The sequence below is a fragment of the Microbulbifer aggregans genome, assembly GCF_020524005.1.
GTDB lineage: Bacteria > Pseudomonadota > Gammaproteobacteria > Pseudomonadales > Cellvibrionaceae > Microbulbifer > Microbulbifer aggregans_A.
The window spans coordinates 118,197-131,357 of record NZ_JAIVKK010000010.1; the positions used below are offsets into that span (position 1 = coordinate 118,197).

At 57.7% G+C, this 13,161-nt stretch carries 10 protein-coding genes; 5 read left to right on the forward strand and 5 right to left on the reverse strand.

Going from position 1 to position 13,161, the window contains the following annotated elements; genetic code table 11:
* Window positions 1-71: 71 nt before the first annotated feature.
* From LC093_RS16920 to LC093_RS16930, 3 genes are all read right to left on the reverse strand, one after another.
* Window positions 72-3,338: a CapA family protein gene (locus tag LC093_RS16920; protein WP_226667651.1), complete on the reverse strand. Its 3,267-nt coding sequence runs from the start codon at window positions 3,336-3,338 to the stop codon at window positions 72-74.
* 277 nt (window positions 3,339-3,615) lie between these two features.
* Complete coding sequence (locus LC093_RS16925; protein WP_226667652.1) at window positions 3,616-5,646, reverse strand: NADPH-dependent 2,4-dienoyl-CoA reductase; 2,031 nt, start codon at window positions 5,644-5,646, stop codon at window positions 3,616-3,618.
* A gap of 204 nt (window positions 5,647-5,850) precedes the next feature.
* Window positions 5,851-6,741, reverse strand: coding sequence for a LysR family transcriptional regulator (locus tag LC093_RS16930; protein ID WP_226667653.1), 891 nt, complete (start codon window positions 6,739-6,741; stop codon window positions 5,851-5,853).
* 348 nt (window positions 6,742-7,089) lie between these two features.
* Between LC093_RS16930 and LC093_RS16935 the strand changes: the two genes are divergently transcribed.
* The 5 genes from LC093_RS16935 to LC093_RS16955 are packed head-to-tail and all read left to right on the forward strand — an operon-like array spanning window position 7,090 to window position 11,721.
* Window positions 7,090-7,761, forward strand: coding sequence for a histidine phosphatase family protein (locus tag LC093_RS16935; RefSeq protein WP_226667656.1), 672 nt, complete (start codon window positions 7,090-7,092; stop codon window positions 7,759-7,761).
* A 34-nt stretch (window positions 7,762-7,795) separates the two neighbouring features.
* A complete protein-coding gene (locus LC093_RS16940) occupies window positions 7,796-9,016 on the forward strand; it encodes an acyl-CoA dehydrogenase family protein (protein WP_226667658.1) in 1,221 nt (406 codons plus the stop codon).
* Entirely contained in the window at window positions 9,016-10,089 is a 1,074-nt protein-coding gene (locus tag LC093_RS16945; protein WP_413231512.1) for a phosphotransferase, read from the forward strand. Before LC093_RS16940 ends, LC093_RS16945 begins: the two co-directional genes overlap by 1 nt.
* A gap of 57 nt (window positions 10,090-10,146) precedes the next feature.
* The gene (locus tag LC093_RS16950) at window positions 10,147-10,923 is read left to right on the forward strand and encodes an SDR family oxidoreductase (protein ID WP_226667660.1); all 777 of its coding nucleotides are present in this window, start codon (window positions 10,147-10,149) and stop codon (window positions 10,921-10,923) included.
* 3 nt (window positions 10,924-10,926) lie between these two features.
* Window positions 10,927-11,721 carry an SDR family NAD(P)-dependent oxidoreductase gene (locus tag LC093_RS16955; protein ID WP_226667662.1) on the forward strand — a complete coding sequence of 265 codons (795 nt, stop codon included), beginning with the start codon at window positions 10,927-10,929 and terminating at the stop codon, window positions 11,719-11,721.
* A 90-nt stretch (window positions 11,722-11,811) separates the two neighbouring features.
* Here the strand turns inward: LC093_RS16955 and LC093_RS16960 are convergent, their stop codons facing one another.
* Both LC093_RS16960 and LC093_RS16965 read right to left on the reverse strand, forming a co-directional pair.
* Entirely contained in the window at window positions 11,812-12,291 is a 480-nt protein-coding gene (locus tag LC093_RS16960; protein WP_226667664.1) for a hypothetical protein, read from the reverse strand.
* Window positions 12,288-12,986, reverse strand: a complete 699-nt coding sequence (locus LC093_RS16965; protein WP_226667666.1) for a sigma factor-like helix-turn-helix DNA-binding protein — start codon at window positions 12,984-12,986, stop codon at window positions 12,288-12,290. The genes LC093_RS16960 and LC093_RS16965 overlap by 4 nt, the downstream gene beginning before the upstream one ends.
* Between the last annotated feature and the right edge of the window lie 175 nt (window positions 12,987-13,161).

The window sequence follows — 13,161 nt, forward strand, 5'->3', positions numbered from 1 at the left end:
CTGTTGAAGCCATTGTTTCCTCTTGGGTACCCGGATTTGTCCGGGTACCTGCCTTCAATTACAGCGTTCACTTACAGTGTGGAATTGTTTACTACCGTCGCGGGCGTATCGGTATCGTCTGCATCGCCAAGACCGGGAATCTGCACGGCAATACGTGTATTCAGTACCGGCTCTGGCGGGACCGGCGTACTCCCGCCAATGAGTCCAATTTCCAGGCGCAGCTCGCCATTTTTTAACCGCTTGAGGGCGGGGGAACGCAGGCCGTAAAAATCTCGGTAGATGATTCCGGGTTGCCAGCGACTGGTGGGCATTTGCCAGTCGCAGGGATCGTGATCCATGGACTCTCCCCAGCAAGAACCGGACGTTTCCTGCACGGGGACTGCCCGAATATCCAGGCGCAGGTTTTCATCCACCGGTGCGTCAATGGCCCAGAAGGTTTCAACCCACAGGGTCTGACGCCGGTCAATGTGTTGTGGTGAAACTTGAATGCCCAACAATGTCAGGGGGCCTCGTTGAAGCGGTGTGATTTGTGCGCTGGCCGGAACCTCGTTGACAAACCAGTTGGGGTGCATGGGCCGTTGTAGATTCTCGAGTCTCGAAGTTTTATAACGGGTGGTACAAGCGGCTGCCAGGTGTTTGTGTTCGCGCTCTGGTGGTTGCAGGCCGAGTATTGCGCTGCCGTCGTTCATCAATTGCAGTGACGTACCCATGTCACTACAGAGGTTGGAAAAGCGAACTGACACTTCGCGCGCTGCGCTTCCGGTGAACTGGCGGCAATACCCGAAACCAACCCCGACAGGGCAGAAGTGTACCTGCTCCACGCCGCGCTGACTGAGCGAAAGCCGGAAAATACCACTCTCTTGCAGCGTATTGCTCGGGCTGTCGAACAGCAGGTTCCCGGCATCATGAATAATTGGTCGCTCGCGATAGACTTCAATGCCCTGCAATCTGTGCGCACTGGTACCGAGTACCGCGTCGGCACCAGCATTGATGATTCGATGGCCCACTTCCATCTCAGCCTTACCCGGACGCTGTTGCAGGTTGTTGCCCCAGTGCACCGCTACTACGACCACATGGGCCTGTTTGCGACTATCGCTGATCCGTTGTTCAAGTGCCATGGTCCAGGCGTCTGGGCTATTGAGTGATAGGTAGGCATTGCCCGGCAGCCTGTCCTTTGCCGCAAAGTGCTTTTGGGTGGCATCGATGGAGAAAATGGCCACGTTCAGGTCGCCGGCAGCCCTGACCACAGGCTTGAACGCGGCGTCTACGTTGACCCCGGAACCGGTGTGCCCGAGCCCGAGTCCGTCGAGCCAGAATCCCTGTTCGAGCAGTGCCTGGGCACCGTAGTCACCGCTGTGATTGTTGGCAGTCGTCACCACATCGACACCTGCGCGGCAAAGCAGCTTGAGCATTTCCGGTCGGGCGCGGTAATAGAAGGGTGATTCCTCCCCCTTTTCGATACCTTGCTCGCCACTTGTGGCGACGACACATTCCAGATTGATTACGCTCAAGTCCGCGGAATTCAAAGCGGGAATGCGCCCGAGTACTTCTTCCTCCCCGAGTTCTTCAGTGCGGTAGTGTTGTCGTCGCGCGAGATTGACATCGCCACCCCAGGCGAGAGTGGGAAGCTGATCCTCCAGGGTTACAGCGTGTGAGGCGGTTTGTTTTTCCGGCGAAAACTCTGCGGGGCAACCACCCTGTAGCAGGTATTTTCGGAAAGCGACAAAGCCGGAAAGGTAATGCTCTACATCGTCGATACGTACACGGAAGGCGTGATGACGAATAAAAAAGCTGCCGAGAATTTTGCCTGGGTTCTTAAAGTACATGGCGTATTCCGGCCAGTAAAAACCGTTCAGCAGGTACATTGCGCGCGTGTGCAGCGCGCGGTAAAACTTGTGCAGGTCCAGCTGCTGTAGCAGCGGGGAAAACTGTGCGTCCTCGCGCAGGCGGCTGACCATACGCTCCGCCGCCATCATCAGTTCCAGGAGTGTGGGGAAGGTGGTTATGCGCTCGATAATGAAATCGAGATGACCGCTTACATTCTGAATGCCGAATTCGTAGTAGCGTGCCTCCGGGCGGTAGAGCGTCAGTTCGTTCACGCAGTAGCTGAGCCAGTGATCGTTGGCCCGCCAGTGTTCATTGGCAATGAAATAATCGAAGGCGCTCTCCACCATGGCCAGCCAGCGCGGGTCCCGGGTCAGCCCGTAGAGCCGCATCAGGCCGAAGGCGGCTTCACCGTCGTAGTAGATGATCCGGAATGCATCCTTGACCGACAGTTGCGGGTACTGCAACACGTGCACAAACTTCCCGGAGTCTGGATCCTGCATATGGCGGATACCCAGAGCCAGCTTTTCCAGTAGAGGATCAAACTGCTTGTTGCCGGTAATTTCGCTGTATTTCACCAGCGCCAGCAGGCATACGGCATTGCCGCCGAGTTTGATTTCACCATTGCTTTCAACCAGAAATGCGGCATCTTCCCCGGAGGGTAGGCGTACGGTTTTTATCAGTTTTTCTGTCAGGTATTTGAGCGCACGCTCTATGGCCGTGTGCAACCCATCGTCGCCGGTGACCTCCCAGGCCTCGGTCATGGCGTAGGTAGAGCTGGCGTGCCGCAGGTTGTTGTAGGTACCAATGGCGCGGTCAAAACAGCAGTGCCAGCCGTATTCGAAGCGGCCGCTGGCACTGACCTGGGTGGAGAGATAGCCACTGCTGGCGCCAATCAGCTGGTAAACCAGCGGCTCATCGAGGTCATCAACAATGCGCCGGCCGGCATCGCGACCGGGTCCGTAAAGAAATTGCGGCGGTGTTTGCCGGTCCAGATACAGTCCCCGCGTACTGAGTATCGATACCGGGCTGTTGTCAGAAAAATCCAGCGTGGCCTTTTTGCCGAAGCGACGCTCGGTATAGGCGCGAAACCTGGATTCATTCAGTACCACATGGGGGATTTTGTTTCCGCCATAGAGCATCGCATTGGCATTCAGCTCCTGTTCGAGGAAGGCAACCTTGTGTTCGGCATCAAGTGCCAGGCCATAGCGAAAATAGCCGCGTTTGGTATTCCTGAAGCGCTGCCTGAGCTGCTGCCAGGTCATGGGATCTGCCCCGGTCACCCAGTCGATGCGCAACCAGCGCGCTCTAAGGTGCGTCGCGGCCAGGGTTTTTCTCGCTTGTATCGCCAACCGTAGCCAGAGCCGGGGAAAATCCGCTGCGGTGACATGGGTGACCCGTGCGCGCTCGGCGCCATCGCAGGCGGAAAGAAACAGGGTGTAGGGTGGGGAGAGGTTTGCGAGTTCCTGCTCTACAAGCGGGCGCGCGCGCGACAACAACTCAGATAGGGACATACTGCCACTTCAGAAAACCGGGTTTATTTTCGGCGTTCCGGTGTGAATAGAGGCTTCGCAATTGCCGTATCACTGGCGACGCCGGTGTAACGGAAACTGCTTCACACCCGGTATTTTCAGTTGCCGGCCGCTAAATTCCGCGGTTTTAAGTATAGGAGTGTAAACAGAGGTCACCGCGGATCAGGCGACAGGTTGATGAACGGAATTTAATACTGCGCAATAAAAAAGGCGCCCGAGGAATCCTCGGGCGCCTTTGGGGACCGTCTTTCAGGCCGGATCAGAGTTCGGCGGCGAGGCGGGAGCCCTGGTTGATGGCGCGCTTGGCATCCAGCTCGGCGGCTTCAAAGGCACCGCCAATAAGATGGCTGGAAACGCCGCGCTGTTGCAGCTCGTCGTGCAGCGCACGCATGGGCTCCTGGCCAGCACAGACCACGATATTGTCCACATCGAGAACCTGAGACTCGTCACCTACGCGGATGTGCAGGCCGCGGTCGTCGACTTTTTCATAGCTGACACCCGCCAGGCTCAGTACTTTGCGGTGCTTGAGGCTGCTGCGGTGGATCCAGCCGGTAGTTTTGCCGAGGCCAGCGCCGACTTTGGAAGCCTTGCGCTGTAGCAGGTAAACCTGGCGTGGGCTGGTAACCGGCGCCTGGGATTTCAGGCCCGCGCGGTTTTCCAGTTCGATATCCACGCCCCACTCGTCGAAAAACTCTTCCTTGCTGCTGGCAATCAGTTCACTGGCCGGTTCTTCGTGGTGGGTCAGGTATTCGGCGACGTCGAAACCAATACCGCCGGCACCGATGATGGCAACCTTTTCACCGACCGGTTTCTTGTCTCTCAGCACGTCCAGGTAGCTCAGTACTTTGGCGTGTTCGATACCTTCGATCGGCGGCGTGCGCGGCTCGATACCGGTGGCAATGATCACTTCATCAAAGGCCTGCAGATCTTCTGCGGTGGCGCGGGTGTTGAGTTTCACTTCAACGCCGGTCAGTTCCAGTTTGCGCTTGAAGTAACGCAGGGTTTCCTCGAACTCTGCTTTGCCCGGGATCTGCTTGGCGATATTGAACTGGCCGCCAACGCGATGGCCGGCTTCAAACAGGGTGACCTTGTGGCCGCGCTCTGCCGCAACGGTAGACGCGGCGAGGCCGGCAGGGCCGGCACCGACGACAGCGATATTTTTCGCACTCTCCACCGGCAGGTAATTCAGTTCGGTCTCGTGGCAGGCGCGCGGGTTGACCAGGCAGGAGGTGAGCTTCATCTCGAAGGTGTGGTCCAGGCATGCCTGGTTGCAACCGATACAGGTGTTGATCTCGTCGGCGCGGTTTTCCGCCGCCTTGTTGACGAAATCTGCATCCGCGAGGAACGGCCGCGCCATGGAAATCATATCCGCGTGGCCAGCGGCCAGAACGTCTTCGCCCACCTGCGGCATGTTGATACGGTTACTGGTGATGACCGGCACGCTGAGGTGCTGTTTCACCTTCGCGGTGATTTCACTGAACGCGGCGCGGGGCACGCTGGTGGCAATGGTGGGTACGCGGGCTTCGTGCCAGCCGATACCAGTGTTGATGATGTTGGCACCGGCTTTTTCGATGGCCTGGCCCAGCGCGACAACTTCGTCGAAATCACTGCCGTCTTCCACCAGGTCGAGCATGGAGAGGCGGTAGATGATGATGAAGTCTTCGCCAACGGCTTCGCGGATGCGGCGTACGATTTCCAGCGGCAGGCGGGTGCGGTTTTCAAAATCGCCACCCCAGCGGTCGGTACGCTTGTTGGTGCGCTTGACGATGAACTGGTTAATGAAATAACCCTCGGAGCCCATCACTTCCACGCCGTCGTAGCCGGCTTCGCGGGCCAGGGTTGCGCAGCGTACATAGTCTTCGATCTGCTGCTCAACTTCGTCGTCGCTCAGTTCTTTCGGTGTGAACGGGTTGATCGGCGCCTGAATCGCGGATGGCGCAACCAGAGCAGGGTTATAGGCGTAGCGGCCAGCGTGAAGGATCTGCATACAGATCTTGCCACCTTCGGCGTGTACCGCGTCGGTAATTTCACGGTGGTGCAGGGCTTCTTCCGGGGTGCTCATCTTGGCTGAGCCCTGGAATACACCACCTTCTTCATTCGGGGCGATACCGCCAGTGACGATCAGGCCCACACCGCCGCGGGCGCGCTCGGCATAGAACGTAGCGAGGCGGGTGAATCCACCGGCATGTTCTTCCAGGTTGGTGTGCATGGAGCCCATGAGAACGCGGTTCTTCAGGGTGGTGAAGCCCAGGTCCAGGGGGGCGAGCAGGTGCGGGTAAGTCTGTGACATATCGGTCATTCTCTTTTTAGCGCGCTGCGGCATCGATGTTCGGTTTGCTAAGTGCAAAAAGTTATATGCAATAAGTTGCATAGGTTGCGCGGAGGATAACAGGGAGCGATGCCGCCGGCACTGACGGATTCGACCGTTTCTTCTGACGGTTGTGCGGGTTGCGTGACCAGTACCGGCTAGCCAGTCAGGAGTGCTGGTGGGGGCTCAGGTGAACAGCGCGATGATCTGCTCCCGCAGCCATCGGTTTGCGCCGTCGTCGTCCTGGCTGCGGTGCCACAGCAGGTGCCAGTCCATTTGCGGGATTTGGAACGGGAGCTCGAACAGCTTGGCCGAATGCTGGCGGGCCAGGCTGGCGGGAATAGTTAGCGCCAGGTCGGTTTTCTGCACCACCATCGGCGCCACGCGGTAGTGCTGTACACGTAGTTTCACCTTGCGTCGTCGCCCCAGCTTGTTGAGCGCAATATCCGCGATGCCGGGGCCGCTGCGACGGCTGGAAACGTGGATGTGCTCCAGTGCCAGGTATTGTTCGAGTGTCAGGCTGCGTTGCCCGGCCAGGGGATGATCCGGCCGCAGCATGACCTGATAGCGATCTGCGACCAGGCGCTGTTGTTGCAGCTGGGTGGCAGAGACCATCGGGATATCGAGGCCAAAATCCAGGCTGTTGGCCGCCAGCTCCTTTACCAGCTGGTCGCGGGGCACGTAGTAGGACTCGATCCCGATACCGGGTGCCGCTTGCTGAAGGTGTTCCAGCAGCCGCGGCAGCAGCAGGGTTTCCGCCATGTCGTTCATGGACATACGCAGGGTTTTCTGCGCGCTGGCGGGATCGAAGGTGTGCTGTTCGGCGATGCTGCTGCCGAGGAGTGCCAGCGCCTGTTGCACCCGCGGCATGATGCTCTCGGTGAGTGGAGTGGGGCTCATGCCGTTGGGGGTGCGGATAAACAGCGGGTCGTCCAGCGAGCGGCGCAGGCGGGCCAGGGCGTTGCTGACCGCGGGCTGGGTGATATGCAGGCGCTCCGCAGCGCGGGTGAGGTTACGCGTGGCATAGATTGCATCCAGCACCGGGAAGAGATTCATGTCGATCTGCTGCAATTGCACCTTGTTGCTCCATCATCACCAGTGTGAATGTTGGGATATTTACATAATAAACTTCGATGATCTATGCGAACTGGGTAGTTTTGTTCGCCAGAATATTGGTGAGTGAGTTGTTCGAGATCCAATGCTTAGCGAGCCAGAACATGGGCGTTTAAGCAGTACTGTGGCGGCGTCGCTACCGGGTGCGGTCTTGTGAGACACGGGCTAGGCGCCCCCCCTTAACCCATCCTTGGGGGCTCTTCCGCGACATCCATGTCGCAGAAGGTCTCACAAGACCGCACCCGGTATCGCCGCCTTCGCCCATAGACGAGTTCAAGTGAACAGAATTCTGAATAAAGACAGGGGAGAGCAATGCCGGAAATTCACGTGGTACGCCATGGGCAGGCGTCTTTTGGAAGCGACAACTACGACCAGCTTTCCGAGCTTGGCTGGCAGCAGGCGCGCTGGCTGGGGGAGCACTGGGCGGCGGATGGGCAGGCCTTTGACCGTATCGTATGTGGCGACCTTCAGCGTCACCGGGAAACCGCGCGTGGAATCTGCGAGGGGCTTGAAGTTGGCGCAGAGCGGGTGGAAATTTTTCCGCAGCTGAATGAGTTCGACTTTCAGCGGGTAATGGCCGCCTATGCGGAAAAGAACCCGCTGGCCTCACCGGGAGAAGGTGCCACGCGTGCGGACTACTACCGCTTCCTGAAGCAGGCGATGCACGCCTGGTCCGTCGGCGAAATCCAGCCCAAGGAATCCTGGCAGCAGTTCGAACAGCGGATCGAAGAGGTCCTCGGGGTAATTGCAGCAGCGGCCAGCGGCAGCCGTACCCTGGTGGTCAGTTCCGGTGGCGCCATTGCGATGATGGTTCGCCAGATCCTCGGGGCGCCGGCCTCCAGCGTGCCCCAACTCAATATGCAGATAAAAAATACCGCGATCAGTCATTTCTTTGCCGGAAGCAGTGGTATCAGCCTGCACAGCTTCAATCATGTGCCACACCTGGAACACCACGCACGGCGTGAATGTATTACCTACAGCTGATCTGCTTCAACGAAACCACAACGAGAAACCGAGCATGATTTTTGAATATTCGGAAAAAGTACAGACACTGCGCACACGCCTGCAGGAATTTATGGCGGCGTATGTATACCCCGCGGAAGACCTGTACTTCGAGCAGTTGCAGGAAGACCGCTGGGGTGAGCCGGCGATTATGGAAGAGTTGAAAGCCCGCGCGCGGGAGCAGGGTTTATGGAACCTGTTTATGCCGGGCAGCGAATTTGGCGCGGGCCTGACAAACCTGGAATACGCACCGCTGGCTGAAGAAATGGGGCGGGTGCTGTTTGCCTCGGAGATTTTCAATTGCAGCGCACCGGATACCGGGAATATGGAGGTGCTCGCGCAATACGGCTCGCCCGCACAACAGCAACGCTGGTTGCAGCCGCTGCTGGATGGAAAGATCCGTTCCGCGTTCGCCATGACCGAACCCAAAGTGGCCTCGAGTGATGCCACCAATATCGAAACCTCTATCGTGCGCGATGGCGACGAGTACGTTATCAACGGCCACAAGTTTTATATCAGTGGTGCCCTCAATCGGCGCTGTGAAATCCTGATCGTAATGGGTAAAACCGATCCCGATAACCCTAGCCGCCACCAGCAGCAGTCTCAGATTCTGGTACCGGTGAATACCCCTGGTGTGAACATTATCCGCCCGATGACCGTATTCGGTTATGACGATGCGCCGGAGGGGCACGCGGAAATCGTATTCGACAATGTGCGGGTACCGGCGGAAAACCTGATTTTGGGCGAGGGACGCGGATTCGAAATCGCCCAGGGACGACTTGGCCCGGGTCGTATTCACCACTGCATGCGTTTGATCGGGCAGGCCCAGCGCGCGCTGGAAGAGATGGCGGTGCGCGCCGAGCAGCGTGTGGTCTTCGGTCGCCCCATGAGCAAACAGGGTTCGGTGCGGGAAGACATCGCGCGTTCGGCGTGTGAAATCGAACAGGCGCGCCTGCTTACCCTGAAAGCGGCAGACCAGATGGATCGTGTGGGTAATAAAGGCGCGCGGGACCTGATTGCGATGATCAAGATCGTCGCTCCGCAAATGGCCTGCAATGTCATCGATCGTGCGATCCAGATTCACGGCGCGGCCGGCCTGAGTCAGGACCTGGTGCTGGCTCGCGGTTACGCTTATGCGCGTACCATCCGCCTCGCCGATGGACCGGATCAGGTGCACATGATGCAACTCGGGCGCAATCTGGCGTCCGACTTTGCCGCAGCCAAAGGAGACGCTTGATGAACTCGACCGAAACCGGGGACATCGCCGTGACCAAAAAGAATCAGGCGGTAGAGCAGCTCGATATGTCCGCGCTGGAAAAGTATCTCGGCGATGCATTGCCACAGTTTCGCGGCCCGATCAAAGCGGAAAAATTTACCGGTGGCCAGTCTAACCCCACATTCAAGCTGGAGACCGGTGCCGGCACTTTTGTACTGCGCCGCCAGCCGCCGGGCAAATTGTTGAAGTCTGCCCATGCGGTGGATCGTGAATTCCGCGTGATGCGTGCATTGCAGGATTCCGCGGTGCCGGTGCCGAAAGTGCTGCACCTGTGTGAAGACCCACAGGTGATCGGTTCTATGTTCTACCTGATGGAATATTGTGAGGGCCGGATATTCTGGGATGCGGCGCTGCCGGAACTGGACAATACCCAGCGCAAGGCCTTTTACGAAGAAATGAACCGGGTGCTCGCGGCCCTGCACAGTATTGATATCGATGCCGCTGGCCTCTCGGACTATGGCCGTCCTGGCAATTACTTCGAGCGTCAGTTCCAGCGCTGGGAAGGTCAGTACCGCGCTTCCGAATTGAACACCATCCCCGCAATGGATCAGTTGATTGCCTGGCTCGGCGGCAACCTGCCGGCGGACGATGGCCGGGTGGCACTGGTGCACGGGGACTACCGCCTGGATAACATCGTGTTTCACCCGACCGAGAGCCGCGCCATTGCGGTTTTGGACTGGGAGCTTTCCACTCTGGGCCATCCATTTGCGGATCTCGCCTACCAGTGTATGCAGCTGCGCATGCCGGCCAACAGCGGCAATATCTCCGGCCTGATGGGCGTGGATCGCGCGTCGCTGGGCATACCATCGGAGCGTGAATATGTGGCGCGCTACTGTGAGCGTATGGGGATCCCTGGGATCGACAACTGGGCTTTCTATCTGGCCTTCAGCTTCTTCCGCCTCGCCGCGATTATTCAGGGCGTAGCCAAGCGCGCCCAGGACGGCAATGCGTCGAGTAGCAGCGCGGCAAAGCTGGGTGCATTTGTCGATCCGCTGGCAAAGCTGGCCTTGGATGTCATCGAAAAAGAGAGTTGATACTCCATCTCTCAGAGCAAACTTTGAAACCGCAGAATAATTTCAGGAGCAGAACCCATGGCGACGAACCTTTTTGACCTGACCGGAAAAATAGCCCTGGTAACCGGGGCGAGCCGCGGTATCGGCGAAGCCATTGCCAAGTTACTTGCCGAACAGGGCGCGCATGTACTGGTGTCCAGCCGCAAAATCGAAGGCTGTCAGGCGGTGGCTGATGCGATCAATACCGCTGGTGGCAAGGCCGAAGCCGTACCTTGTCATATCGGCAATATGGAAGATATCGAAAAAGTATTTACGCATATCCGTGAGCGCTATGGACGCCTGGATATTCTGGTAAATAATGCGGCGACCAATCCCTATTTTGGTCACATTCTAGATACTGACCTGGGTGCCTTCGAGAAGACCGTAGCGGTCAATATTCGCGGTTACTTCTTTATGTCTGTGGAAGCGGGCAAGTTGATGCGTGAATGCGGTGGCGGTTGTATCGTAAATACGGCTTCCATCAATGCACTGCAACCGGGTGTGGGGCAGGGAATTTATTCCATCACCAAGGCAGCGGTGGTCAATATGACCAAGGCGTTTGCCAAGGAGTGTGCCCAGTTCAACATCCGCGTAAATGCGCTGTTGCCGGGCCTGACCAAGACCAAATTTGCCGGCGCGCTGTTCTCGCACGAGGAAATCTACAATACAGCCATCGGCCACATTCCCATGCACCGCCATGCAGAACCGGAGGAAATGGCCGGAACCGTGCTGTACCTGGTTTCCGATGCGGGCAGTTATACCAACGGTGAATGTGTCGTAGTGGATGGCGGCCTCACGGCGTGCGGAGGGCTGTAAACCATGGCGCAACTCCATCGTGATCCGCTGCTGGATTTTACCGGCAAGGTGGCGCTAATTACTGGTGCCGCCAGCGGCTTTGGTGCACTACTCGCTAAAGAACTTGGTAGCCGTGGTGCCAGCCTGGTGCTGGGGGATATCAATGAGGCTGGTCTTGATCCGGTGGTACAGGAACTGACGGATGCCGGTATTCCCGTTGTCGCACAAGCCGGTGATGTGGTTTCAGAAGCTGTGTGTGCAGGGCTGGTTGCACTGGCGGTCGAGCATTTTGGGCGTCTGGATATCGCGGTCAACAATGCGGGCCTGGCACCACCGGTCCAATATCTGGAAGACGTGGATGAGGCAACATTCGACCGCCAGCAGGCCGTAAACGGAAAGGGCGTGTTCTTCGGCCTGAAACACCAGCTGAAACAGATGCGCGCGCAGAAACAGGGCATCATCCTGAATGTCAGCTCGATGGCCGGCATTGGCGGTGCACCGAAAGCGTCGGCCTACGCGGCAGCCAAGCACTCAGTGATCGGTTTGACCCGTACCGCTGCGGTTGAATATGCCCGTCACAATGTCCGTGTGAACGCTGTGTGCCCGTTTTACACACTGACCCCAATGGTTACCGAAATCGAAGCGCCGGAAGGTGCCTCGGTGGAGCAGATGCACGCACTGTTTGCGTCGGGCTGTCCGATGAAGCGGCTTGGACAGCCGGAAGAGGTTGTCAGTGCGATGGTGATGTTGTGTTCGCCAGCGCTCAGTTATCTCACTGGCCAGGCTCTGGCGATTGATGGGGGTGTTTCCGCGTTCTAAGCGGCAGGCCCCATCGGCGGGATAGAGTCTGCCGATGGGGTAGCTGATAGGCGTCAGGGCGGCTGGTTGGGGCTACATCGACCTTTGATTTCAAGGCTTGTTAGGAAGAATTCGACAGTGTTGCCGCGCCTTGGCTGCGAGGTCAGACGGTAATGTTTCTTCTGTTCCCGCGCGTTTTTCCTGCCGCCATTGGTGGCACAGGGAAACATAGTTGCCGGCCTCTACTTCGCTGCGTAAGTTGAACCATTGATCCGCTTTTTTTTGCGCTTCCAGTGCTTTAGGCCGAAATCTAATCCTGGGATCCGATACCTCCTTATCAGGACTGCGGTATTCTGGCGTGAGAGCGCCCAGGTACTGTGCCGGGTGCAGTAATACAACGGCAATGGCCACCGCGCTAAATCCTGATGCTGCTTTAGACAGCATGCGGTTTTCCCGCTTGACTGGTTTGTACTTCCGAGCCTGGGCAAATATTTTTTCATCCAGCTCCCCGGGTGCTGAGATGCCGTCCACTGCGGACAGGTACTCCTTTTCCCAGGCTACGCTTCCGGCTGCCATCTGGTTGCTGTTCATATTGCTGGTACCTCTATTCCCTTGACGCTATTGCCGTTGCTGACTTCGTCTGCAAGGCTGTCTGCGTTTTTCGGCTCAGCGGCTTTCCGCTGTGTACTCTTCTCAAGCTCAGCTGCGAGTTCCATTTTCCGCGTGCGTTCGCTTTTCCAGGCCCGGCGGGGCTGGCCGTTGATGAATGTGGCCAGCGATTCCCGCGACTGTCGATAGTGTGCCGCGCAAGTCTTCAAGGGCAGGCGCTCGATATCGGCAATGAGGCCCAGCGACAGACCGCACTCCACGTGTAGCAGGAAAACATTACGTTGCACACGCGGGAGTTTCTGAAGAGCATTCAAAAAGCGGGCGCGGCTGGGGTCGCCAGTGCTCAGGGCGTCTTTAGCCAAATCATCCGCGCTTGCCGTACGGCGATCTTCTTCTCCGGTGGCAGAGCAGGTTCCGCTTTGCAGCAGTCGGTTGGCTTGAATATAAAGCCAGTTACGCAGCTGTCGTCCGCCCAATTTGGGCGGTCTCTCCAGCAGGTTGGACCACAGCTGTTCCAGCACACTGGCACAGTTCCTACGGCTTATCTGAATGCAATACCGATACAGGCGATCTTTGTGGCGCAGGTAAATAAGCTTGAACGCCTTGAATTCACGCGTGCTGTGATAGTGGGTAAGTAGAGCTTCGTCGCTGAGACTGCACAACTTGTCCGCAAACATGGGATTTGCCTCCTTGGCTTGTGGCTCCCATTGTCCTGTTACTCGAATGCGCACTCGCGGCCGGCCCGATGATCAGGGGCCGGTAGCGGATGTTTCAGCCTTGGGTACTGCAGGGGCTGCGAGCAATTCGTCCGTATTACTTTATTTCGCTTCTTATGACTGCCGAGCGAAAACT